Raw genomic sequence first — 21,807 nt, 5'->3', positions numbered from 1 at the left:
GGAGGAGCAAAAATGAACTACTGGCTGTTCAAATCCGAGCCCTCGGTCTTCTCCTTCGAGACGCTGAAGGCGAAGGGCAAGGCCGGCACGCAATGGGACGGCGTGCGCAACTATGCGGCCCGCAACAACATGAAGGCGATGCAGATCGGCGATCTCGGCTTCTTCTACCACTCCAACGAGGGGCTCAACGTCGTCGGCATCGCCGAGGTCTGCGCGCTGGCCCATCCAGATACCACCACTGACGATCCGCGCTGGGAATGCGTCGACATCCGCGCCTTCAAGGACGTGCCGAACCCGCCGACGCTGGAACAGGTCAAGGCCAATCCCAAACTTGCCGAAATGGCATTGGTCCGGCTCGGGCGGCTTTCCGTGCAGCCGGTGACCCCGGCCGAATGGAAAGAGGTCTGCCGCATGGGCGGCCTGACGCCGGCTCCGTGACGGCGCTGACGCCAGACAGCGCGAAAAAGTTCATCCTCGACAACACGGCGTTGATGGCGCCGCCGCATGTGCCGGAGATTGTCCTGCATCTGGCCGACGAGGCGCATGATCTTTGGCTGCGCACCGAGGATGAGCTGACCGAAATCGGCCTGCCGCCGCCCTTCTGGGCCTTTGCCTGGGCCGGCGGCCAGGGACTTGCCCGCCATGTCCTCGACAATCCCGATACGGTGCGCGGCAAGCGCGTGCTCGACTTCGCTTCCGGCTCCGGCCTTGTCGGCATAGCCGCAGTTAAGGCCGGTGCGGCGGAGGCGATCGCCGCCGACATCGACCCGTTCTGCGCGACCGCGATCCGCCTCAATGCCGAGGCCAATGGCATCGGGATAAAGTTCCTCGGCACGGACTGCATCGGCGCCGATGACGGCTGGGACGTGGTTCTGGCCGGCGACGTCTTTTACGACAGGCCTTTCGCCGACCGTCTGATACCGTGGTTCGCGATGCTGAGAGCGCGCGGCGCCGAGATCCTCGTCGGCGATCCCGGCCGCGCCTATTTGCCGAAGACGGGGCTGGAGCCGCTTGCCGTCTACGAGGTGGCGGTGACGCGGGCATTGGAGGACGCCGAGGTCAAGCGCACCACCGTCTGGCGCCTTGCTTGACGGCAGCGCCGAACAGGCGTTCCATCGCGCATCGATTTTGAGAATGTCGTTGTCCCAAAACCGCTGCGCACTTTTGGGCGACATGGGAGGGGAAACTCATGGATTTTTCAGCAGTGAACTGGCTGGCGGTGGTCGTCGCCGCCGTGGTGGCGTGGCTGTTCGGCGCGATCTGGTACATGGGTTTGAGCAAGCCGTGGCTGAAGGCCGCCAAGCTTGATCCGGCGACGATGAAGAAATCGCCGCTGCCCTTCGTCATCTCCTTCATCGCGGAACTGCTGATGGCATTTGTCACCGCCCTGATCGTCGGCGCGATGACCGGCGGCGAACCGAGCCTGGTCGCCGGGCTGGTCTTCGGTTTCGTGCTGTGGCTTGGTTTCGTCGCCACGACGCTTTCCGTCAACCATCGTTACGAAGGCTTCGGCTGGGATCTCACCCTGATCGATACCGGTCACTGGCTTGGCGTGCTGCTGCTCATCGGCGCGGTGATCGGCTGGTTCGGCATGGCGGAAGTCGCTGGCTGAGCGTTGCCCCTCGAAATGGGGCGACCCTAAAGCTCGTCCCAACTTTGGCGTGTCGGGTCTGGCTGCGGCTTGTGGACTTCGTTGAGGAGCCAGTCCCTGAACGCTACGATCCTGGCGTCATCAGCAGAGCCCTGCGGATAGACCAGGTGATAGGCGAAGTCAGGCGCAACCTTGATGCCCAGCGCGAATGGCCGCACCAGACGGCCTTCGGAAAGATCGTTCGCCACCATGGCGAATTCGGCGAGCGCCACTGCATTGCCGTCGAGCGCGGCCTGCACCGCATCCGATGAACTGCCGAAGACGATGGTCCGGCTGTCATCGAAATCGTCGACGCCGGCCGCCGCCATCCACATGCGCCAGTTCGGCCAGGTCACACCCTGGCGCGACCACGCGATATGGGCGAGCGTATGATGGAACAGGTCGCGCGGCTCCTTCAGCGGCGGTCCCGCCCGCAGCAGCGCCGGACTGCACACGGGAATGATGACATTGTCGAACAGGCGATGGCTGCAAAGCCCCTGATATTTCCCGGTGCCGAAGCGGATACCGACATCGACGTCGTCGCGCTCGAAATCGCGCACTTCATAGGTGATGTCGAAGCGCAGGTCGATCTCAGGCTGGTGCTTGCGAAAATCGTCGACGCGCCGCATCAGCCATTTTGTCGCGAACTGGGCGTCGAGCGTAATCTTCAGCAAAGCCGTGCCGCGCGTCATCTTGTGCGCGCGTGAAACCGCCCGGCCAAGCAGGTCGAGCGCGTCGGCCGAGGCCTCGAACAGCACCGCTCCCGCCTCGGTCAGCCTTATGCTACGGCTGGTGCGCGTGAACAGCACGATGCCGAGCTGATCCTCGATTTCCTTGATCTGGTGGCTGACCGCCGCCGGCGTCAGGCCGAGCTCGTCGGCGGCACGGGTGAAATTGAGGTGCCGGGCCGCCGCTTCCAGCGTCCTCAGGGCACGGGTTCCCGGCAGCAGGCGGGCCATCAGCGCGGGACGATTTTTGTCAGGATCATCGCTCTTGATCCACAAATAAAACTTGATGATCTGGAAAAAACTACTCGTTTCCCTCTTAAATTTCAATACGGCATGATGTGCCCATCGAGAAACTATCAAACCGGATTTGATGTCCAGATGGAACGGAGCACGTCATGTCACACATCGTTTTGAAGTCTCCGGCCGTAGGGCCAACCTGGCTGCGCGCGGCAATTGAGTGGTTCCGCCACGCGAAGATCGCGCTCAAACTCCCGCATGAGCCCAGTCTCCCGCATGAAGATGTCGAGGACCTCTCGGATCGCCAGCTGCGCGACATCGGCGCCGAACGCGAGGATGTCACCCGCGCCATGGACAGGGAGCTAGGCCGGCTCGGCCTGCTCGACATTGGCTGGCAGAAGCGGCGGCGCTAGGGGAGTAAGGCAGTATGGCAGTACGGGAGTAGGGAAGGCTAAGCGGCGCGTGCCGCGCGTCTTGCTGATCACACCCCCTACTGCCCTACTGCCCTACTGCCCTACTGCCCTACTGCCCTATTTCCCTACCTTACCACCTTCACCACCGTCCGATCCGACAGCAACGGCAACAGCCGCGCCATCGTGCGTGCCGTCACCGCCACGCAGCCTTGCGTCGGCGTAAAATCGGGGCGCGCCAGATGGAAGAAGATGGCGCTGCCGCGCCCGCGTCGGCGCGACGCGATGTTCCAGTCGAGCACCAGGCAGGCGTCATAGAGCCGGTCGGCGCGCCGCATCCGCTCATGGCTGGCGCCATAAGGTATCTTCACCGGGCGGTTGTAGTTGCGGTCGTCGGGCACTTCGCACCAGCCGAGGTCGGGCCCGATCGGCGCCATCGCCAGCCGGGTTTTGCGGGCCCCGGAAAAACGATCCCCGCGAAAATAACCTGACAATATCCGCATCGAGCCAAGCGGCGTGGCGCCGTCGCCCTCGCGCTTGCCGGCCGAGATGCCGCCGCGTCCCAGCGCGCAGAAAAACACCAGTCCGCCGGCCTGCAGGAACCCCTGGCTGGCATTGCCGGGCCTGGCGCGCACGGTGAGCACGCGAAGCCCTTTTGGCAAAAATGCGCCGGCTGCATTGCGCTGCCGTTTTTTCTTGTATGATCGTGTCACGGAACAAATCACTGTGATCGGCTGTTGTGCCGGTCAGGTTCAGCATAAACGGGGGGCGGTCAACTGAATTTTCTTTTCAAAACAACGGATTGATCCATGACCTCACGCACCATTCTGATCGTTGACGATGATGACGACCTGCGCGGCACGCTCGTCGAGCAATTGTCTCTCTACGAGGAATTCGATGTCCTGCAGGAAGCAACCGCCGCCAAAGGCGTCGCCGCGGCGCGCGGCGGCCTCATCGATCTGCTCATCATGGATGTCGGCCTGCCCGACATGGATGGCCGGGAGGCGGTGAAGATACTGCGCAAGGGCGGCTACAAGGCGCCGATCATCATGCTGACCGGACACGACACCGATTCCGACACGATTCTCGGTCTCGAAGCCGGCGCCAACGACTATGTGACGAAGCCGTTCCGCTTCGCCGTGCTTCTGGCTCGCGTCCGCGCCCAGCTTCGCCAGCACGAGCAGAGCGAGGACGCGACCTTTTCGGTCGGTCCCTACACCTTCAAGCCCAGCCAGAAGCTTCTGATCGACCAGCGCGGCACCAAGGTGCGGCTGACCGAGAAGGAAGCCTCGATCATCAAATATCTCTACCGCGCCGACCAGAAGGTGGTGACGCGCGACGTGCTGCTCGAGGAAGTCTGGGGCTATAATTCCGGCGTCACCACGCACACGTTGGAAACCCATGTCTACCGGCTGCGCCAGAAGATCGAGCGCGATCCTTCCAATGCGGAAATTCTTGTGACAGAAAGCGGCGGCTACAAGCTGGTTCCTTAAACATTTCATCATCTATTAAGCGGTCGGGGCGAGGACTGCATTCCGGTACGATCCTGAAACTGGAGGTGGTTCCGGGTCGAGCTCTAGAGGGAGGCGTCGGACTGTCGGTTCGGGGACATAGCTAGATGGCGCTGGATGACGACATTCGCATCCTGTCCACCGTGAGGCTCTTCGAGGACTTCACGGAGGAACAGCTGCGTCTGCTGGCCTTCGGCGCTGAAACCACCCTGCTGCAGGCCGACCACAAGCTCTACCGCGAGGACGATGTGGCCGATTCGGCCTATATCGTGGTCAGCGGGCGCATCGTGCTCTATCGCGAGCAGAATGGTGATCGCGTGCCGCTCGGCACGGCCGGCCCCGGTACGATGCTGAGCGAGCTGGCGCTGATCGCCGACACCAACCGGCTGACCAGCGCATTCGCCGAAATCGATTCGGAAGTGCTGCGGCTCAGCCGCAAGATGTTCCGCCGCATCCTGGAAGAATATCCCGATATCGCGGTCCATCTGCACCAGCGCATCTCCGAGGATTTCCAGGCAATGATCCGCCGCATCGAGAAGCTGGCAACGCGTTTCGAGGGTTGAGCGGCGCCCTTACTCTAAATCGAACCGCGCAATCACCGGCACATGGTCCGACGGCCGCTCCCAGCCGCGCGCCGGCCGCAGGATCTCGTAGCCGGCAAAGTTCGGCACCAGGTTTGGCGACGACCAGACATGGTCCAGCCGCCGGCCGCGATCCGACGCTTCCCAATCCTGCGCGCGGTAGCTCCACCAGGTGTAGAGTTTCTGCTCATGCGGCACGTTGAGCCGCATCAGGTCGACCCAGTTACCGGCCAGCCGCATCGCCTCGAAACGTTCCGTCTCGACCGGCGTGTGGCTGACCACCTTCAGGAGCTGCTTGTGCGACCAGACATCGTGCTCGAGCGGCGCGATGTTGAGATCGCCGACCAGGATCGACCCTGACACCTCGTCATGCTCGGCGCGGATGGCGTTCATTTCGGCGACGAAATCCAGCTTGTGCCTGAACTTGCGGTTGATCTCGGGATCGGGCTCGTCGCCGCCGGCCGGCACATAGAAATTGTGCAGCAGGATCGCCTTGCCGCCGGCCCGCACGGTGACCGACAGATGCCGGCTATCGTCGATCTCGCAGAAGCGGCGCTTTTCGACCACTTCGATCGGCCGGCGCGCCACCGTCGCCACGCCGTGATAGCCCTTCTGGCCGTGGAAGGCGATGTGCTCGTAGCCGAGCTTGCGGAAGGCCTTCTCGGGAAACAGCTCGTCGGGAACTTTCGTCTCCTGCAGGCAAAGCACATCCGGCGCTTGCTCCAGGAGCAGGCGCTCGACGATCGGCATGCGCAGGCGGACGGAATTGATGTTCCAGGTGGCGACGGAAAAGGGCATGCGCAGCATCCAGGGATCGACGCCGGAACCTGCCAGCCGTGGGCCTCAAAAACAAGCTGAGCCGCGTCCTGCAGGGCGCGGCTCGCTTCTATCCACAGCTATCGGAATGCCTAGCGCGACTTGGTGTTGAGCTCGCGGTTGGCTGTATAATCGATGGCGAAGGTGTCGGCGGCGAAGCTGACGCCTTCCTTGACGTTGAAGATCATCACCGTCGTGTCCTTGCCTTGCGCGTCGGTGATGGTCCACTGGCGCAATTCGTAGGATTTCGGATCGAACATCATGGTGATCTTCGAATTGCCGAACACCGATTTGTCGGCGAGCTGGATGGTGGTCAGGTCGTTCTCTTCCTTGACGCTTTTGACGCGGCCGCCGGAGAGATCGATCCTGTTGTCGAGCAACAGCTTGAGCGGCGTCTTCGACAGCGGGTAGAGGTCGGACGTGTTAAGCCGCTTGTTGAGGATGACCACCGACTGGCCGTCGGAAATCACCCTGAAATTCGACGCGCCGTCATAGTTGAAGCGGATCTTGCCCGGCCGTTCCAGGAAGAACTTGCCGCCGGTCTGCTCGCCCTTGGGTCCGAACTGCACGAATTCGCCGCTCATCGATTTGACCGAGGAGAAGCGGTCGGCGATCTTCTGCGCCGTCGCCGGCACCGCCGCTTGCGCCGATGCCAGCAGCTGGAACCCTGGCACGACATTGATGGCCGCGGCGCCGGCGAGCACCAGGCCGAGGCCAAGCACCTGGCGGCGGGTTTGGGCGAAAGATGAGTTGTTCATGCCGGTCACTCTCTCGTGGTTCCGGCGCATGATCCGGAAATCGGATTTCGGAAAGGATCATGCGCGAATTAAATGTTGTCGATGTCCTGGACCCCCAGTTGGGCTTAAGTTTGGCGGATCAAACAGAGCTCGATCGCTTGAACGCGCCAGAAGGTCCAAAGGTTGCCGGCTCGCCTAGGCGACTCAGAACTTGTCATCCTCCGTCGGTACCAGGATCTCGCGTTTTCCGGCATGGTTGGCCGGGCCGACAATGCCTTCCTTCTCCATTTTCTCGATGATCGAGGCGGCGCGGTTGTAGCCGATGCCGAGCCGGCGCTGGATGTAGCTGGTCGAGGCCTTGCCGTCGCGCAGCACCACCGCGACCGCCTGGTCGTAGGGATCGTCGGAATCCTCGAAATTGCCGCCGCCACCGCCGGATCCGCCCTTGCCCGACGGTTCGTCGTCGTCCTCATCGTCGTCCTCGGTGATGGCGTCGAGATATTCCGGCACGCCCTGCAGCTTCAGATGCGCAACGATCCTCTCGACCTCGTCGTCGGACACGAAGGGACCGTGCACGCGCTGGATGCGGCCGCCGCCGGCCATGTAGAGCATGTCGCCCATACCGAGCAGCTGTTCGGCGCCCTGCTCGCCAAGGATGGTTCGGCTGTCGATCTTCGACGTCACCTGGAAGGAGATGCGGGTCGGGAAATTGGCCTTGATCGTGCCGGTGATGACGTCGACCGAGGGACGCTGCGTCGCCATGATGACATGGATGCCGGCGGCGCGCGCCATCTGCGCCAGGCGCTGCACGGCTCCTTCGATATCCTTGCCGGCGACCATCATCAGGTCGGCCATCTCGTCAATGATGACGACGATATAGGGCATCGGCTCGAGATCGAGGTTTTCCGTCTCGTAGATCGCTTCGCCGGTCTGGCGGTCGAAGCCGGTCTGCACGGTGCGCGAGATCTTCTCGCCTTTCTTGTCGGCCTGGCTGACGCGGGCGTTGAAGCCGTCGATGTTGCGCACGCCGACCTTGGACATCTTGCGGTAGCGGTCCTCCATCTCGCGCACCGTCCATTTCAGCGCCACCACCGCCTTCTTCGGATCGGTGACGACAGGCGTCAAAAGATGCGGGATGCCGTCATAGACGGAGAGTTCCAGCATTTTCGGATCGATCATGATCAGCCGGCAGTCCTGCGGCGTCAGCCGGTAAAGCAGCGACAGGATCATCGTGTTGATGGCGACCGATTTGCCCGAACCCGTGGTGCCGGCGACCAGCACGTGCGGCATCTTGGCGATGTCGACGATGACCGCCTCGCCGTTGATGGTCTTGCCGAGCGCCAGCGCCAGCTTGGCCTTGGTCGTCTCGAAATCGCGGCTGGCCATGATCTCCCTCAGATACACGGTCTCGCGCTTGGCATTCGGCAGTTCGATGCCGATGGCGTTGCGGCCGGGCACCACGGCGACGCGGCAGGCGATCGCGCTCATCGAGCGGGCGATGTCGTCGGACAGGCCGATGACCCGCGACGATTTGATGCCTGGGGCCGGTTCGAGCTCGTACAGCGTGACCACCGGACCCGGGCGCACGGCAATGATCTCGCCCTTGACGCCGAAATCCTCCAGCACGCCTTCGAGCAGGCGGGCATTCTGCTCCAATGCGTCCTTGGACAGGCTGGCGTCGCGAACGACATTCTTAGGCTCGGACAGGAAATGCAGCGACGGCATCTCGAACGTGTCCGGGCCGATCAGCGAGGTCTGCGCCTCGCGCTGGGCGCGGGCGCCCGGGGCCGGACGCGGCGCCGGCGCCTCGACGCGGGTCGCCGCATCGGAGCGGAAGTTCTGCACCTTCGCATTGGACGCGGCGCGGCGCTGGCCCATCGGTTCCGGCGCAAAGTCCATGTCGTCGTCATCGTCGAAGACATCGGCATCGTCGGGGTCGAGCGAGGCGCCGCGGTCGTTGACCATGGCGGCGAAGAATTCCGGTTCGACGCGGGCGCGGCCATCCAGGCTCATCCGTGACTCGGCGAACTCGGCCGATTCGACCCGCTCGGCGGCACGCCGCCAGGCGCTGGCACGCGGCTCCATCTCGGGTTCGAAATCGTCATGCTCGCGCCGCCGCGCCGCGCGGCGGCGCAGATAGCCACGAAACGACAGCCACCAATGAGTGATAGCGCCAAGCGCCAATATGCCCTCGTCGCCCTCGTCCTCGTCATCGTCGAAGAGCAGCTCGTCCTCACGGGCATCGGGCGCGGCCGGCTCCATGACGGCAAAGCCGTTCTTGCGCGCAATCAGCGCCGAACCATAGGCAAACAGCCACAGCGCCGGCGCGGCCAGAAACACGGCGATCACGCTGGCGATAAGGCCGGTCGGATAGCCGCCGATGACGACGCCCGGAATATTGAGAACCATGTCGCCGAACACGCCGCCGAGGCCGGTCGGCAGCGGCCAGGTCTTGGGCGGCACCACGCAGCCGGCGATCGCGGCGGCAATGAGCGCAAAGCCGAACCAGGCGAGCCCGCGCTTCGGCAACCTGTCGACGCCACGCGCCGAAAACAGCAGAAATCCCCAGATCACCGCCGGCACCAGGGCCGCGACGGCGGCGAGGCCGAAGAACTGCATGGCAAGGTCGGAGAAGACAGCGCCGACATAGCCCATGGCGTTGGTGACGATGTTGCCGGTGGCGTGGGAGAAGCTTGGATCGGCGACGTTCCAGGTGGCGAGGCTGGCGACGCCGAAGGCGACCAGCGCAAACAGGCCGGCGCCGACCAGCCGGCCGACCTGACGCCGCGCGAACGCCCGGATGCCCTGCCCCGTATCGGCCAGCGCGAGCGGTGCTGAAGCCCCTGAACGCATGCTCTTCCCCGTCTGTCATTGCCCGGCCCGAGCGCATGACGCACTCCGGCAGATTCGGCCACCAGACTACCGGCGGGAAGGTTAAGGTCGCATTAACTATAAGAGGTTGAGCGCGCTATTGCTCATCACCGGCGGTTGAGCAACACGTCCGGCACGGCCGGACGAGACGCAAACAAGAAAGCCTCGCGGGCCGGAGCCAGCGAGGCCTTATCTTGAGCAGGCGAGAGTGGGATTTCGCCCTCAGATCGATCCGGGGGGTGGATCGGGATGGGTTCTACCAGCAAGCGGAGCCGGCGCGGAATCACGATCGCTTGAGACGCTCGTGAGCCGACGATGCTCTCTCCGAGGCAGATGCGGATGGCGGGCACGCTGGCCCGCCACCGTTCGGCTGGAAGCGAAATGATTCAGGCTTCAGCCTGGCCCCGCACTTAGTTGGCGCCGCCGAGCGCCTGCACATTGGCGCAGAATTCGGCATACGGCTTGCTCATCGCCGCATCATTGCATTCCTTCTTCATCGCTTCCTGCCTTTCCATCGGCATCGCCTTGAAAGCGGACTTGAACTCCTCCATCGGTTTCATGGTTTTCATGCCGGAATCGGTGAAGAACGGCGCCATGTTGTCCGGCGAGTCGAGCGCGCCGGCAAAGGCCGTGCCGCTGACCATGGCAAAAGCAAGTGCCCCGAGGCAGGCCGACTTGAGGCAGATGTTTCTGATGTTCATGGAATGGTTCCTTCCCAGGTTTTTGCGAGCGCCCGGACGACGGTCGCCACCACAGTTCGGGGCCGGCAGTGCCGATGTTTCATGGTCTTCGGCCGATCGGACCCTGATCAAGCGATTGTGATCGGGCAGCACTCGCCATCGGCGCCCAAAAAAGAGGCCCGGAACATGCCCGGGCCTCAAGGCGTGAGCCCCTTTCGGGAGCGCCACGACGGGATGGGAGGATGCGGGGCGGCGAAAGCCGCCCCCGACATGGCTTACGGGTGGTAAGCCGCTTCGCCGTGCGAGGTGAGGTCGAGACCTTCACGCTCGGCATCGGCCGTCGGACGCAGGCCTACGATCATGTCGACGATCTTGTACAGGATGGCGCTGCCGATGCCCGACCAGAGCACGGTTACCAGGACCCCCTTGAACTGCGCCCACAACTGGGTCGCCGTACCGGCATAGCCGGCGGCGAAGTCGGCCGTCGAATAATCGACGATGCCGGCGCCGCCGAGGGCGGGATTGACCAGGATGCCGGTGCCGAGCGCGCCGATGATGCCGCCGACGCAGTGGATGCCGAAGACATCGAGGCTGTCGTCGTAGCCGAACTTGTTCTTCACCACCGAGACGAAGAAGTAGCAGACGCAGGTGGCGACGATGCCGAGCACGATGGCGCCCATCGGTCCGGCAAAGCCGGCGGCGGGCGTGACGGCGACAAGGCCGGTAAGAGCGCCCGAAACGGCGCCAAGCATGGACGCCTTGCCGCGCAGCAGTGTTTCAAGCACGATCCAGGTCAATGCCGCCGCTGCCGTGGCGACAAAGGTGTTGGCCATGGCCAGCACCGCATAGGCGTTCGCTTCGAGGTTCGAACCGGCGTTGAAGCCGAACCAGCCGACCCACAGCAGCGAGGCGCCGACCATGGTCAGCGTCATCGAATGCGGCGCCATGACGTCCTTCTGGTAACCGATGCGCTTGCCGATCATGAGCGCGCCGACAAGGCCGGCAATGCCCGCATTGATGTGGACGACCGTGCCGCCGGCGAAGTCGATGGCGCCGAACCCGAAGATAAGGCCGGACGGGTCGCTATAGGCGCTCGGGCCGCCCCAGAACCAGACCATGTGCGCGATCGGGAAGTAGACGAACGTGACCCACAGGATGGTGAAAAGGATCACGGCGGAGAACTTGATGCGTTCGGCGAAGGCGCCGACGATCAGGGCAGGCGTGATGCAGGCGAAGGTCATCTGGAAAAGGACGAACACCAGCTCGGGAATGGCGACGCCCTTGGTGAAGGTTTCCGACAGCGTCGTCACGTCGACGCCGGCCAGAAACATCTTGGACAGGCCGCCGACGAAGGCATTGCCGGGGGTGAAGGCGAGGCTATAGCCATAGAACACCCAGATGATCATGACCACGCAGGTGATGGTGAAGACCTGCATCAGCACCGACAGCATGTTCTTGGTGCGAACCAGGCCGCCATAGAACAGCGCCAGGCCGGGAACGGTCATCAACAGCACCAGCACGGTGGAAATCAACATCCACGTCGTGTCGCCCTTGTCGACGGTGAAGGCCGGCGCCGCCGCTGGCGCGGCCGCCGCGGGAGCTGCTTCCTGCGCGAAAGCGGCAACCGTGCCTAATGCCGCGAGCGTAGCCGCGCCCAGCAGCGCGGTGCACGCCGCTGATTTCAAGGTGGAAGAAATATTCATTGAACTCTCCATTGGAATACGTGCGCGGCTCAAAGCGCGTCGGTGTCTGTTTCGCCGGTGCGAATGCGCACGGCCTGGTCGATGCCGAAGACGAAGATCTTGCCGTCGCCGATTTGTCCGGTCTTGGCCGCGGCGGTGATTGCTTCGACGGCCTTGTCGACCATGTCGGCGCCGACCGCGACCTCGATCTTGATCTTCGGCAGGAAGCTCACCGCGTATTCCGCCCCGCGATAGATTTCAGTGTGTCCCTTCTGACGCCCGTAGCCTTTGACTTCGGTGACGGTCAGGCCCTGGATGCCGACTGCGGTGAGCGCTTCGCGCACCTCGTCGAGCTTGAACGGCTTGATGATTGCCATCACGATTTTCATAAGGTTTCACCCTTTGCTGTTGCGGGTCCCCCGCGTTTGCACGACTTCGCCGATCCCATGAGAGCCGGAGAGTGCCCGCTAGGATTCAAGCTCCGTGCCAATTGCCGAAGCAGGCTATTAACCTGTTGTAAACAAAGAGATTAGCCGGCCACCAACAGCCGACTGTTCAGAGTTTCGGCACTGTGCCTGATTAAAAAATAGGCAATTTTTAGAAAATGCCTATTCCGCAGGCGGGCGCTTCAGCCGGATCAGGCCTTCCTGCGCAACCGAGGCGATCAGCGTGCCGTCGCGCGCAAACAGCGAGCCACGCGTGAAGCCCCGCGACCCCTGCGTCGACGGGCTGTCCTGCGTGTACAGGATCCAGTCGTCGAGCGGGTGGCGGCGGTGGAACCACATGGCATGGTCGAGGCTTGCCGCCTGGATGTCGCGGTCGAAGATGGCGCGGCCATGCGCGAAGGTCGAGGTGTCGAGCAGCGTCATGTCGGAGAGGTAGGCGAGCACCGCCGCCTGAATGCCGCGGTCGGCCGGCACCGGGCCGGTGGTGCGGATCCAGATGTTCTGCTTCGGCTCCAGTTTCTCGCGACTGGTGTAGTGCTTCAGCATCACCGGCTTCATCTCGATCGGCCGGTCGCGCTCCCAATAGCGCTTGATGCCGTCGGGCACGGCCTCGCCGAACTTGCCCAGCAATTCGCGCTGCGACAGCAATGTGTCGGGCGCCGGCACGTCCAGCGGCATCGGCACCTGATGTTCGAGGCCGACCTCGTCCTGCTGGAACGAGGCCTCCAGCGAAAAGATCGCCTGGCCGTGCTGGATTGCCACGACGCGGCGCGTGGTGAAGGAACCGCCGTCGCGGATCCGGTCGACCTCGTAGATGATCGGCACCTTGGTGTCGCCGGGCCGCATGAAATAGCCGTGCAGCGAATGCACATGGCGTTCGGGCTCGACCGTTCGCTGCGCCGCGACCAGCGCCTGGGCGATGGTCTGGCCGCCGAAAATCCGCTGCCAGTCGAGTTTGGGGCTGCGACCACGGTACAGGTTGTGTTCGAGCTGCTCGAGGTCGAGAATGTCGAGAAGCTCGTCCATGGCCGCCGTCATGTTTCGCGCCCTCACTGCAAAAGTGTTATGGCGGTTTCCGACAGGAATGGCGGGCAGTCAAGGCCAGAAGGAATTTGGCCGGAAGGAATTTGGCCGGAAGGGAATTTGCCATGGTGGACCGCAAGGCGAATGCAAAAACCTCGCTCGACGTTCTGGTCGCCGGCGCCGGCTATGTCGGGCTTGCCGCGGCGGTATCGCTGAAACAGGCGCGCCCGAGCCTCGCCGTCGCCGTTGTCGACGCGGCACCCGCCGGCGTCTGGCGGAAGGACGGCCGCGCCTCGGCCATCGCCGCCGCCGCCTGCCGCATGCTCGACCAGCTCGGCGTCTGGGCCGAGATCGCGCCGGAAGCGCAGGCGATCACCGAGATGATCGTCACCGATTCGCGCACCGCCGATCCGGTGCGCCCGGTGTTTCTAACCTTCGACGGCGAGGTCGCGCCCGGCGAACCCTTCGCGCATATGGTGGCAAACAAGGACTTGAACGGCGCCTTGCGTGGCAGTGCCGAAAAACTCGGCATCGACATTATCGAGGGCGTTGCCGTCAGTGCCTTCGATCCGAGCGGCGCCGGCGTCACCGTGCATCTTGCCGATGGCGCGACGCTGAAGGCGCGGCTGCTGGTCGCCGCCGACGGAGTCAATTCGAAACTGCGCGACATGGCCGGCATCAAGACGGTGAAATGGGAATATGGCCAGTCCGGCATCGTCTGCACCGTTGCCCACGAGCGCCCGCACAATGGCCACGCCGAAGAGCATTTCTTGCCGGCCGGCCCCTTCGCCACATTGCCGCTGAAGCCTGGCAAGGATGGCAACCGCTCGTCGATCGTCTGGGTCGAACGAATGGAGGACGCGCAGAAGCTGGTCGATGGCGACGATCTCGTCTTCGAGCATGAGCTCGAACTGCGTTTCGGCCTGAAGCTCGGCGAAATCCGCGTTGCCGACAAGCCGCGCGCCTGGCCGCTCGGCCTGACGCTTGCCCGCGCCTTCGTCGCGCCGCGCATCGCGCTCGTCGGCGATGCCGCCCACGGCATCCATCCGATCGCCGGCCAGGGCCTCAATCTCGGCTTCAAGGACGTGGCGGCATTGGCTGAAGTGGTGGTCGAGGCCGACCGGCTCGGCCAGGACATCGGTGCGCTGGACGTGCTCGAACGCTACCAGCAGTGGCGGCGCTTCGACACGGTGCAGATGGGCGTCACCACGGATGTGCTTAACCGGTTGTTTTCCAACGACATCGGCCCGCTGCGTGCCGCCCGCGACATCGGCCTTGGCCTGGTCGAACGCATGCCACGCCTAAAGGACTTCTTCATCCGCCAGGCGTCGGGGCTGTCGGGCGATACGCCGCGGCTACTGAAGGGCGAGGCGATCTAGCTGGCCCGAACGACGGGCGCTCAGGAACCAGGCACATCGTAGATCGCCCTGACCTCGACGGTGCCGATTTCAGCCAACGGAATCCCGTCGGCGATCGCCAGCGCCTCGTCGAGGTTCTCGGCTTCGATCATGACGAAGCCGAGCAGTTGCTCCTTGGTCTCGGCGAAGGGGCCATCGATGACCAGCCGCTTGCCCTTGCGCCGCCGCAGCGACTTCGACGTCTTCACCGACTGCAGCGCCTGCGCGATGATCAACTTGCCTTGCCGGTCCAATGACCTGTCATAGGCCAGCGAATCGGCGTCGAGTTTTGCCGATCGCTGCGGCGTGAGCGCGTAGAGGTCTTTTTCCTGGCCATAAACCAGCAGGACATATTTCATTGTCTATCTCCCTTGTTGTGAGGAACCATAGGATGCGGCCACCACGGTGTCAGCCGCGCCTTTGCCTGCCGCGTGGTCGAGAAGGCATACCGCGATCCCGATGATGGCGAGCGCCGCCAGCAGCCGGCCGAAACCGGAAGGCGGCGGATGCAACCAGTAATCTTCCCGTCGTTCGGGCTTGCGACCTGGCATCTTCCACAGTGCGAAAAACTGATTGTCCATGTGAACCTCCATCCGGCCGCGAAATCCGCGACCGCCCGCAGGACGGTCGAGGCCGATGGAAGTCGACATTTTTGCACGCGCATTTTTTTCAAGAAAAAATTCAGCCCCGCCGCCAACTTGCGCGACTGCGCAAAGAGCGCGGTGGTCTTCGACCGCGCCCGCGCTATAGTCGTGAAGAACGCTGGCGCCGGGCCGGCCGGACAACCAAGGAGGATTTCATGGACCGCACCGCAAACGCCGTCTGGAAAGGCAATCTGAAGGAGGGCAAGGGTACGCTCGACACCCAGAGCGGGACCCTGAAGGGCACGCCCTATTCGTTCAAGGCACGCTTCGAGGACGAGAGTGGCAAATCCGGCACCAACCCGGAAGAGCTGATCGCCGCCGCCCATGCCGGCTGCTTCGCCATGCAGTTCTCCCACTTCCTGGCCGAGAACGGCACACCCGCCGCCGAACTCCACGCCAAGGCGGTGGTCACGCTGGTTCCCGGCACCGGGATCACCGGCAGCGCTCTCACCGTGGTCGGCAAGGTGCCGGGCATCGATGCCGCGAAATTCAAGGAATTGGCCGAAAAGGCCAAGGCCGGCTGCCCGGTGTCGAAGGCGCTCGGCGCCATAAATGTCTCGCTCGACGCCAGGTTAGGCTGAGCGAGACGACCTCGCGTTGGGAAACGCCGGCCTCGCGGCCAGCGTTTCCGTTACCGGTCAATCGTTCAGGCGGTCTTCGCCGGTGAGGGCGTCGATGCGTGCACGCAACCGCGCGATCTCGTCCTCAAGAGCCTGCACGCGCGTTTCCAGGTCCGAGGCCGGCGAAGGCGTTCGCAGCGGCGTTGCGGCCACCGGCACCTGCGGTGCCCCGCTCAGCAGATGCACATAGCGCTCCTCGCGCTGGCCCGGCGCCCGGTCGAGCAACTGAACCAGCGGCGGCCTGCGGCCGATCAAAAGGTCGAGATCGCCGCGAAGCGCCTCGATGGAGGAGAACCGCGCCATCCGCTCGGCCCGCGCCAGCAATTCATGCGCCGTCTGCGCGCCGCGCAACAGCAACAGGCCGATCACCGCGATCTGCGACGAGGTCAGCGAAAAATGCTGCGCGACAGTGTGCTCATAGCGCTCGACGCGCGAGGCGAAGGCGCGCCGGACCAGACCTTTCTGCTCAAGCTGGCCGAATGCCCTGGCGATCTCGCCGAGCTCCAGTGCCATCACCGGCTCACGCGCCGTCTTCTGGTTGGCGGCTTGATGTGCTGCATTGAGCGTCAGCGGATAGATGTCGGGCGTCAGTTCCTTCTTCTCGATCAGGCTACCGAGCACGCGCGCTTCGGCGGGGGAGAGGATGGGAAGGTCGTCGCTCATGGTATGGTTGTGGCCAGTTAGCCCTTCTTAGCGGTAGTCTGGCCGGCGAAACGTCCCTTATACCCCTGAACGGGGGTTCCGACCGTTTGCTCAAAAATCAACTGGCAGACACGCATACCAACCCTGAGCCTTATTGGGATAACGTTGTGATTCACCATTTCGAGCCTTATCTGGCCCATGAAACCAGCATGTATCGTGGGTGCCGTTAGGTGAATGCCAATGCCTAGTCGGGCTAATGAGCTCTTTCCCTCAACACGGGCGGCAATTCTCGAATGATATGTGAGCTCAACGTACTCACGGGTCCACGCTAGGATCATATCTCCCGGCTGGAAGTCATAGCCGTTTTTTTCGCTGATCTCGAACTCCGTACTCAGTTCCGAGAGCACGTCCTCGTGATTATATTCTTTGCTTGACGGGTCGATACAGACGCTTACGCCGCCTTTTGGGCGTTTGAATTCGGTCAAGATCTTATCGAGCGTGAGATCTAGGCTGGTAGAACTGTATTGGAGTTCGCCGGGAGTTGGCTCAACAACAATTGCCTTGCTTTCCAAGGCAATTTGAATTTCTCGATCGGTTAAGATCATTTACGCCCCCCCGGCGAGTTTTCCCTATGAAACTAATTCAGCAGGCACCCAAACCCTCCAAGATCCGCTGATTGTTTCGCGTGGAAGTTCGACCAAATAATTACTTGATTCTTGGTTGATCGGATAGCCGATTTCCAACGTATCGCCTTCTCGCAAAGAGCGCGGGTGTACGACAAGGCGCTCCTCTCCCTGCGTAGTCTTTACGGATACTAATACCTCGCTTGGATGACTACCTCCGCGAATTTTTTCGACCTTAACTCTCATGTCCTATCTCCCGTGCTGGTTCTATTTTTTGTTCAGAGTGATCTCGAAAATCTGATTCGGATACGGTCGTGACACGATTTTGTCACATTTACCTTGTGCGTGCCTTTCGAGTCACAGCGAACATAACAGGAACATTATGATCCAAGTTTGACCATTGAGCGAATCACAACGTGTTGCAGTGTCGCCGGTTCCGGGTTAACCGCACATGAAGCGGGGCTTCGCCATATAGGCCTTGCGCAACCCGCGAAGTATCTCAAATCAAACCCTTCGCTCCACCATCATCTTCTTGATCTCGGCGATCGCCTTGGCCGGATTGAGCCCCTTGGGGCAGGTCTGGGCGCAGTTCATGATGGTGTGGCAGCGATAGAGCCGGAAAGGGTCTTCGAGATTGTCGAGCCGCTCGCCCTTGGCCTCGTCCCTGGAATCGATCAGCCAGCGATAGGCCTGCAGCAACGTCGCCGGGCCGAGATAGCGGTCCTCATTCCACCAATAGCTCGGACAGGAGGTCGAGCAGCAGGCGCACAGGATGCATTCATAGAGCCCGTCGAGCTTTTCGCGGTCCTCATGGCTCTGCAGCCATTCCTTTGCCGGCTGCGGCGACACCGTCTTCAGCCATGGTTCGATCGAGGCGTGCTGGGCATAGAAATTGGTAAGGTCGGGCACCAGATCCTTGACCACCTGCATATGCGGCAGCGGATAGACTTTGACCGCGCCGGAAATGTCGTCGCAGCCCTTGGTGCAGGCGAGCGTGTTGGAGCCGTCGATGTTCATGGCGCAGGAGCCGCAAATGCCTTCGCGGCAGGAGCGGCGCAAGGTCAGCGTCGGGTCGATCTTGTTCTTGATCCAGAGCAGCGCGTCGAGCACCATCGGACCGCAATCATCCATGTCGACGAAATAGGTGTCGATGCGCGGGTTCTCGTCATCGTCCGGCGACCAGCGGTAGATGCGGTATTCCCTGAGATTGGCGGCACCTTCCGGCTTCGGCCAGGTCTTGCCCTGCTTGATCTGCGAGTTCTTGGGGAGCGTCAGTTCGACCATTACCTCAAATCCTTTCGGATGACGAGCTTCAGCCCGGACCAGACATCGTTGACGGCGGCGACCTTGACGTCGACAAGGTCGAGCTTCAGCGCTTCGGCGCGGATGACGTCCTCGGTGACGTCGGTCGGCACTTTCGATGCCTTCTTCGGCCAGGAGACCCAGACCATGCCGTCGCGCTTGATCGCCGTCTCGACATCGCTCAGCCGATCCTCGATCTCGGCCCGCTGCCGGGTGAAGGCATGCACGGCATCGTATTTCAGGACAGCGCCGGAAATCTTCGACCAGTCCGCCAGCCTGTCGACATGGGCGAAGTACACGGCATCGGCCAGATCGCCGAGTTCCGCCGGCAGAGCGATGAAGGCCGCGGTCATCCCGTCCTTCAGGCCAAGCTTGGCCGGGAGGGGCGTACCGGAATATCCTGAGGCCGCCAGCGCCATGATCAATACACCCGGGCCTTCGGCGCGATCTTGGCGAGGCTGATGCCGCCGTCCTTTTCCGCGACCAGCGGCTCGGTGTGCACCGGCCGGTAGCTGAGTGTCACCTTGCCGTCCTCACTGAGCCGCGCCAGCGTATGCTTGCGCCAGTTGGCGTCGTCGCGAGCCGAGAAATCTTCCCGCGCATGCGCGCCACGGCTCTCTTTGCGCGCCGCCGCGCCTTGGACCGTGGTGATGGCGTTGGCCATCAGGTTTTCCAGCTCCAGCGTCTCGACCAGATCGGAGTTCCAGATCATCGAGCGGTCGAACACCTTGATATCCCTAAGCTCGCCCCAGATCTGCGAAATGCGCTTGCAGCCATTGTCCAGCGAGTGCTGCGTGCGGAACACCGCCGCGTCTTCCTGCATCGCCTTCTGCATCTTCTCGCGCAACACCGCCGTCGGCGTCGAGCCGTTGGCGTGGCGCAGCTTGTCGAAGCGATCCATGATCTTTTCGACCGAAGCCTCGTTGGGCGATGGGATCGCCGATGTGCGGTCGATGATCTGGCCGGCGCGGATCGCGGCGGCGCGGCCGAACACCACCAGATCGATCAGCGAGTTCGAGCCCAACCGGTTGGCGCCATGCACCGAGGCGCAGCCGGCCTCGCCAACCGCCATCAGGCCGGGCGACACCTTATCCGGGCTCCTCGCCGTCGGATTGAGCACTTCGCCCCAGTAATTGGTCGGCACGCCGCCCATATTGTAGTGCACCGTCGGCAGCACCGGGATCGGTTCCTTGGTCAGGTCGACGCCGGCAAAGATCTTCGCCGATTCCGAAATGCCCGGCAGCCGCTCGTGCAGCACGGCCGGATCGAGATGGTCGAGGTGGAGGAAAATATGATCCTTGTTCTTGCCGACGCCGCGACCCTCGCGAATTTCCAGCGTCATGCAGCGCGAGACGACGTCGCGCGACGCCAGATCCTTGGCCGACGGCGCGTAGCGCTCCATGAAGCGCTCGCCTTCGGAATTGACGAGATAGCCGCCCTCGCCGCGCGCGCCCTCGGTGATCAGGCAGCCGGCGCCGTAGATGCCGGTCGGATGGAACTGCACGAATTCCATGTCCTGCAGCGGCAGCCCGGCGCGCGCGGCCATGCCGCCGCCGTCGCCGGTGCAAGTGTGCGCCGAGGTGGCCGAGAAATAGGCGCGGCCATAGCCGCCGGTCGCCAACACCACCATCTTGGCCGAAAAGCGGTGGATGGTGCCGTCGTCGAGGTTCCAGGCGACGACGCCGGTGCAGGTGCCGTCCGACTCCATGATTAGATCGAGCGCGAAATACTCGATGAAGAACTGTGCGTTGTTCTTCAGCGACTGGCCGTAGAGCGTGTGCAGGATGGCGTGGCCGGTGCGGTCGGCCGCGGCGCAGGTGCGCTGCACCGGCGGGCCGTCGCCGTAATTCATCATGTGGCCGCCGAACGGCCGCTGGTAGATTTTGCCTTCCTCGGTGCGCGAGAACGGCACGCCGTAATGCTCGAGCTCGTAGACCGCCGCCGGCGCCTCGCGCACCATGTATTCCATGGCGTCGACATCACCCAGCCAGTCCGAGCCCTTGACGGTGTCAAACATATGCCACTGCCAGGAATCCGGCCCCATGTTGGACAGCGAGGCGGCGATGCCGCCTTGCGCCGCCACGGTGTGCGAGCGCGTCGGAAATACCTTGGTGATGCAGGCGGTGCGCAGACCCTGCTCGGCCATGCCGAGCGTGGCGCGCAGGCCGGCGCCGCCGGCGCCGACGATCACCACGTCGAATTTGTGATCGACATAAGTGTAACCAGCCGGGTTGGCCGATTTCGCGTCCTTGGCCAAATCAGCCTCCGAATGCCAGTTTGAGCAGGGCGAAGAGCGAGGCGACGCCGACCGCTATGGTAAAAAATGTGTTGAGCGCTATCAGCGCCAGCTTCATGCCTTCGCCATGCACATAGTCCTCGATGATCGCCTGCATGCCGAGCCGCATATGGTAAAGGCCGGAGATGAGCACCAGCGCCAGGACCAGCGCCACGAACGGATTGGCAAGCGCGGAACGCACTTCAGCATAGCCGGCGCCGTTGAGCGCGATCAGGAAACCGACGAAGAACAGGATCAGCGGGATGTTGGCGATCGCCGTCAGCCGCTGGCGCCAGAAATGCCCGGTGCCCTCGCGGGCGGAACCGAGGCCGCGGACCTTGGCCAGCGGCGTGCGCATGTCGGTTTTGCCGCCGCTCATGTCAGGCTCCCCGCGCCATGTAGCCGGCGATCCAGATCAAGAGCGTCAGCACGATCGAGCCGGCGAGCGTCGCCCAGGCGATCTTCGACGCGGTGTGCTTTTCGAGGCCGGCGCCGGTGTCCCAGACCAAATGGCGCACGCCGCCCAGCATGTGGTGCATCAGCGCCCAGGTGTAGCCGAACAGCACCAGTCGCCCCAGCCACGAACCGAACGCCCAGTTGACCCAGTCGAAGGCGCCTTGCGAGCTCGCCGCCGCCATCAGCCAGATAGCGACCAGCAAGGTGCCGAAATAGAGCGCACCGCCGGTGATACGATGGATGATCGACATCGTCATGGTGATCGGCGGCCGGTAGACGGTCAGATGCGGCGAAAGCGGCCGTTCACGTCTGGCAGATGCGCGGGTGGCTGGTGATTTGCTCATGGCTCCCCCAGTTCGACGTCTCTGGAGCCCCAGGTGGAAATGCGGCGTTACCGCTTCCGGTTGCGACTTCGGACAGCCGGTTTCTAATGCTCTTTTTGCACCGCGTCAAAGCCAGAAAATCGTTTCGAAAACGTAATTTAGGACAGTCGTCA

The 21,807-nt window shown here is 63.0% G+C and carries 27 protein-coding genes; 8 read left to right on the top strand and 19 right to left on the bottom strand.

The features are described 5' to 3' along the window. The first annotated feature begins 12 nt into the window (after positions 1-12). From MESS2_RS07135 to MESS2_RS07125, 3 genes are all read left to right on the top strand, one after another. A complete protein-coding gene (locus MESS2_RS07135) occupies positions 13-438 on the top strand; it encodes an EVE domain-containing protein (protein ID WP_008873483.1) in 426 nt (141 codons plus the stop codon). Next, positions 393-1,091: a class I SAM-dependent methyltransferase gene (locus tag MESS2_RS07130; protein WP_209436082.1), complete on the top strand. Its 699-nt coding sequence runs from the start codon at positions 393-395 to the stop codon at positions 1,089-1,091. The genes MESS2_RS07135 and MESS2_RS07130 overlap by 46 nt, the downstream gene beginning before the upstream one ends. A gap of 98 nt (positions 1,092-1,189) precedes the next feature. Then, positions 1,190-1,612 (top strand): DUF1761 domain-containing protein, encoded by a 423-nt coding sequence (locus MESS2_RS07125; RefSeq protein WP_008873481.1) that lies wholly within the window; start codon positions 1,190-1,192, stop codon positions 1,610-1,612. Between the two features lie 26 nt (positions 1,613-1,638). On the opposite strand, the gene gcvA is transcribed toward MESS2_RS07125, so the two are convergent. Continuing rightward, positions 1,639-2,589, bottom strand: coding sequence for a transcriptional regulator GcvA (gene gcvA, locus MESS2_RS07120; RefSeq protein WP_008873480.1), 951 nt, complete (start codon positions 2,587-2,589; stop codon positions 1,639-1,641). A gap of 164 nt (positions 2,590-2,753) precedes the next feature. On the opposite strand from gcvA, the gene MESS2_RS07115 reads away from it, so the two are divergent. Next, a complete protein-coding gene (locus MESS2_RS07115) occupies positions 2,754-3,008 on the top strand; it encodes a hypothetical protein (protein ID WP_008873479.1) in 255 nt (84 codons plus the stop codon). A 125-nt stretch (positions 3,009-3,133) separates the two neighbouring features. On the opposite strand, the gene MESS2_RS07110 is transcribed toward MESS2_RS07115, so the two are convergent. Then, positions 3,134-3,667, bottom strand: a complete 534-nt coding sequence (locus MESS2_RS07110; protein WP_244439899.1) for a L,D-transpeptidase family protein — start codon at positions 3,665-3,667, stop codon at positions 3,134-3,136. A gap of 147 nt (positions 3,668-3,814) precedes the next feature. Here MESS2_RS07110 and MESS2_RS07105 point away from each other — a divergent pair, with 147 nt between their 5' ends. Together MESS2_RS07105 and MESS2_RS07100 are read left to right on the top strand one after the other, a co-directional pair. Then, positions 3,815-4,498, top strand: coding sequence for a response regulator transcription factor (locus MESS2_RS07105; RefSeq protein ID WP_008873477.1), 684 nt, complete (start codon positions 3,815-3,817; stop codon positions 4,496-4,498). 125 nt (positions 4,499-4,623) lie between these two features. After that, positions 4,624-5,079 carry a cyclic nucleotide-binding domain-containing protein gene (locus tag MESS2_RS07100; RefSeq protein WP_008873476.1) on the top strand — a complete coding sequence of 152 codons (456 nt, stop codon included), beginning with the start codon at positions 4,624-4,626 and terminating at the stop codon, positions 5,077-5,079. Between the two features lie 9 nt (positions 5,080-5,088). Here MESS2_RS07100 and MESS2_RS07095 read toward each other — a convergent pair whose 3' ends face one another. The 7 genes from MESS2_RS07095 to tesB all read right to left on the bottom strand — a co-directional run bounded on the left by MESS2_RS07095 (position 5,089) and on the right by tesB (position 13,367). Next, positions 5,089-5,895, bottom strand: a complete 807-nt coding sequence (locus MESS2_RS07095) for an exodeoxyribonuclease III (RefSeq protein WP_040592407.1) — start codon at positions 5,893-5,895, stop codon at positions 5,089-5,091. Between the two features lie 110 nt (positions 5,896-6,005). Continuing rightward, entirely contained in the window at positions 6,006-6,671 is a 666-nt protein-coding gene (locus MESS2_RS07090) for an outer membrane lipoprotein carrier protein LolA (protein ID WP_008873474.1), read from the bottom strand. A 183-nt stretch (positions 6,672-6,854) separates the two neighbouring features. Next, positions 6,855-9,503, bottom strand: a complete 2,649-nt coding sequence (locus tag MESS2_RS07085) for an FtsK/SpoIIIE family DNA translocase (RefSeq protein ID WP_008873473.1) — start codon at positions 9,501-9,503, stop codon at positions 6,855-6,857. Between the two features lie 428 nt (positions 9,504-9,931). Then, the gene (locus tag MESS2_RS07080; RefSeq protein WP_008873472.1) at positions 9,932-10,222 is read right to left on the bottom strand and encodes a hypothetical protein; all 291 of its coding nucleotides are present in this window, start codon (positions 10,220-10,222) and stop codon (positions 9,932-9,934) included. Positions 10,223-10,476: 254 nt separating this feature from the next. After that, positions 10,477-11,904, bottom strand: coding sequence for an ammonium transporter (locus tag MESS2_RS07075; RefSeq protein WP_008873471.1), 1,428 nt, complete (start codon positions 11,902-11,904; stop codon positions 10,477-10,479). Positions 11,905-11,933: 29 nt separating this feature from the next. Beyond that, entirely contained in the window at positions 11,934-12,272 is a 339-nt protein-coding gene (locus tag MESS2_RS07070) for a P-II family nitrogen regulator (protein ID WP_006327120.1), read from the bottom strand. 219 nt (positions 12,273-12,491) lie between these two features. After that, the gene (gene tesB / locus MESS2_RS07065; RefSeq protein ID WP_008873470.1) at positions 12,492-13,367 is read right to left on the bottom strand and encodes an acyl-CoA thioesterase II; all 876 of its coding nucleotides are present in this window, start codon (positions 13,365-13,367) and stop codon (positions 12,492-12,494) included. Positions 13,368-13,477: 110 nt separating this feature from the next. On the opposite strand from tesB, the gene MESS2_RS07060 reads away from it, so the two are divergent. After that, positions 13,478-14,731, top strand: coding sequence for a ubiquinone biosynthesis hydroxylase (locus MESS2_RS07060; protein ID WP_008873469.1), 1,254 nt, complete (start codon positions 13,478-13,480; stop codon positions 14,729-14,731). A 20-nt stretch (positions 14,732-14,751) separates the two neighbouring features. On the opposite strand, the gene MESS2_RS07055 is transcribed toward MESS2_RS07060, so the two are convergent. Further along, complete coding sequence (locus tag MESS2_RS07055; RefSeq protein ID WP_008873468.1) at positions 14,752-15,108, bottom strand: YciI family protein; 357 nt, start codon at positions 15,106-15,108, stop codon at positions 14,752-14,754. A gap of 3 nt (positions 15,109-15,111) precedes the next feature. Then, a complete protein-coding gene (locus MESS2_RS33220; protein WP_244439897.1) occupies positions 15,112-15,534 on the bottom strand; it encodes a hypothetical protein in 423 nt (140 codons plus the stop codon). 14 nt (positions 15,535-15,548) lie between these two features. On the opposite strand from MESS2_RS33220, the gene MESS2_RS07045 reads away from it, so the two are divergent. Continuing rightward, a complete protein-coding gene (locus MESS2_RS07045; RefSeq protein ID WP_008873466.1) occupies positions 15,549-15,974 on the top strand; it encodes an OsmC family protein in 426 nt (141 codons plus the stop codon). A 57-nt stretch (positions 15,975-16,031) separates the two neighbouring features. On the opposite strand, the gene MESS2_RS07040 is transcribed toward MESS2_RS07045, so the two are convergent. From MESS2_RS07040 to sdhC, 8 genes are all read right to left on the bottom strand, one after another. Then, positions 16,032-16,676, bottom strand: coding sequence for a YceH family protein (locus tag MESS2_RS07040; protein WP_008873465.1), 645 nt, complete (start codon positions 16,674-16,676; stop codon positions 16,032-16,034). A gap of 17 nt (positions 16,677-16,693) precedes the next feature. Further along, complete coding sequence (dcd, locus tag MESS2_RS07035) at positions 16,694-17,260, bottom strand: dCTP deaminase (protein ID WP_008873464.1); 567 nt, start codon at positions 17,258-17,260, stop codon at positions 16,694-16,696. A gap of 24 nt (positions 17,261-17,284) precedes the next feature. Further along, on the bottom strand, positions 17,285-17,524 hold the full coding sequence (locus MESS2_RS32160) for a hypothetical protein (protein ID WP_157357634.1): 240 nt from the start codon (positions 17,522-17,524) through the stop codon (positions 17,285-17,287). 258 nt (positions 17,525-17,782) lie between these two features. After that, on the bottom strand, positions 17,783-18,562 hold the full coding sequence (locus MESS2_RS07030; protein WP_008873462.1) for a succinate dehydrogenase iron-sulfur subunit: 780 nt from the start codon (positions 18,560-18,562) through the stop codon (positions 17,783-17,785). Beyond that, positions 18,562-18,999, bottom strand: coding sequence for a DUF3052 family protein (locus tag MESS2_RS07025; RefSeq protein WP_040592399.1), 438 nt, complete (start codon positions 18,997-18,999; stop codon positions 18,562-18,564). The genes MESS2_RS07030 and MESS2_RS07025 overlap by 1 nt, the downstream gene beginning before the upstream one ends. A gap of 2 nt (positions 19,000-19,001) precedes the next feature. Then, a complete protein-coding gene (sdhA, locus tag MESS2_RS07020; RefSeq protein WP_008873460.1) occupies positions 19,002-20,837 on the bottom strand; it encodes a succinate dehydrogenase flavoprotein subunit in 1,836 nt (611 codons plus the stop codon). 1 nt (position 20,838) lies between these two features. Further along, a complete protein-coding gene (sdhD, locus tag MESS2_RS07015) occupies positions 20,839-21,234 on the bottom strand; it encodes a succinate dehydrogenase, hydrophobic membrane anchor protein (RefSeq protein ID WP_008873459.1) in 396 nt (131 codons plus the stop codon). 1 nt (position 21,235) lies between these two features. Beyond that, positions 21,236-21,655 carry a succinate dehydrogenase, cytochrome b556 subunit gene (gene sdhC, locus MESS2_RS07010; protein ID WP_008873458.1) on the bottom strand — a complete coding sequence of 140 codons (420 nt, stop codon included), beginning with the start codon at positions 21,653-21,655 and terminating at the stop codon, positions 21,236-21,238. Positions 21,656-21,807 lie beyond the last annotated feature (152 nt).

Source organism: Mesorhizobium metallidurans STM 2683 (assembly GCF_000350085.1).
Lineage (GTDB): Bacteria > Pseudomonadota > Alphaproteobacteria > Rhizobiales > Rhizobiaceae > Mesorhizobium > Mesorhizobium metallidurans.
Note: the sequence above shows the minus strand (reverse complement) of the source record. Positions and strands in the feature narration are given on the sequence as shown.

Coding starts and splice junctions, on each gene's coding strand:
- MESS2_RS07135 (WP_008873483.1), top strand. CDS start 13: ATGAACTACTGGCTGTTCAAATCCGAGCCCTCGGTCTTCTCCTTCGAG.
- MESS2_RS07130 (WP_209436082.1), top strand. CDS start 393: ATGGAAAGAGGTCTGCCGCATGGGCGGCCTGACGCCGGCTCCGTGACG.
- MESS2_RS07125 (WP_008873481.1), top strand. CDS start 1,190: ATGGATTTTTCAGCAGTGAACTGGCTGGCGGTGGTCGTCGCCGCCGTG.
- gcvA (WP_008873480.1), bottom strand. CDS start 2,589: ATGGCCCGCCTGCTGCCGGGAACCCGTGCCCTGAGGACGCTGGAAGCG.
- MESS2_RS07115 (WP_008873479.1), top strand. CDS start 2,754: ATGTCACACATCGTTTTGAAGTCTCCGGCCGTAGGGCCAACCTGGCTG.
- MESS2_RS07105 (WP_008873477.1), top strand. CDS start 3,815: ATGACCTCACGCACCATTCTGATCGTTGACGATGATGACGACCTGCGC.
- MESS2_RS07100 (WP_008873476.1), top strand. CDS start 4,624: ATGGCGCTGGATGACGACATTCGCATCCTGTCCACCGTGAGGCTCTTC.
- MESS2_RS07095 (WP_040592407.1), bottom strand. CDS start 5,895: ATGCCCTTTTCCGTCGCCACCTGGAACATCAATTCCGTCCGCCTGCGC.
- MESS2_RS07090 (WP_008873474.1), bottom strand. CDS start 6,671: ATGAACAACTCATCTTTCGCCCAAACCCGCCGCCAGGTGCTTGGCCTC.
- MESS2_RS07085 (WP_008873473.1), bottom strand. CDS start 9,503: ATGCGTTCAGGGGCTTCAGCACCGCTCGCGCTGGCCGATACGGGGCAG.
- MESS2_RS07080 (WP_008873472.1), bottom strand. CDS start 10,222: ATGAACATCAGAAACATCTGCCTCAAGTCGGCCTGCCTCGGGGCACTT.
- MESS2_RS07075 (WP_008873471.1), bottom strand. CDS start 11,904: ATGAATATTTCTTCCACCTTGAAATCAGCGGCGTGCACCGCGCTGCTG.
- MESS2_RS07070 (WP_006327120.1), bottom strand. CDS start 12,272: ATGAAAATCGTGATGGCAATCATCAAGCCGTTCAAGCTCGACGAGGTG.
- tesB (WP_008873470.1), bottom strand. CDS start 13,367: ATGACGGCGGCCATGGACGAGCTTCTCGACATTCTCGACCTCGAGCAG.
- MESS2_RS07060 (WP_008873469.1), top strand. CDS start 13,478: ATGGTGGACCGCAAGGCGAATGCAAAAACCTCGCTCGACGTTCTGGTC.
- MESS2_RS07055 (WP_008873468.1), bottom strand. CDS start 15,108: ATGAAATATGTCCTGCTGGTTTATGGCCAGGAAAAAGACCTCTACGCG.
- MESS2_RS07045 (WP_008873466.1), top strand. CDS start 15,549: ATGGACCGCACCGCAAACGCCGTCTGGAAAGGCAATCTGAAGGAGGGC.
- MESS2_RS07040 (WP_008873465.1), bottom strand. CDS start 16,676: ATGAGCGACGACCTTCCCATCCTCTCCCCCGCCGAAGCGCGCGTGCTC.
- dcd (WP_008873464.1), bottom strand. CDS start 17,260: ATGATCTTAACCGATCGAGAAATTCAAATTGCCTTGGAAAGCAAGGCA.
- MESS2_RS32160 (WP_157357634.1), bottom strand. CDS start 17,524: ATGAGAGTTAAGGTCGAAAAAATTCGCGGAGGTAGTCATCCAAGCGAG.
- MESS2_RS07030 (WP_008873462.1), bottom strand. CDS start 18,562: ATGGTCGAACTGACGCTCCCCAAGAACTCGCAGATCAAGCAGGGCAAG.
- MESS2_RS07025 (WP_040592399.1), bottom strand. CDS start 18,999: ATGGCGCTGGCGGCCTCAGGATATTCCGGTACGCCCCTCCCGGCCAAG.
- sdhD (WP_008873459.1), bottom strand. CDS start 21,234: ATGAGCGGCGGCAAAACCGACATGCGCACGCCGCTGGCCAAGGTCCGC.
- sdhC (WP_008873458.1), bottom strand. CDS start 21,655: ATGAGCAAATCACCAGCCACCCGCGCATCTGCCAGACGTGAACGGCCG.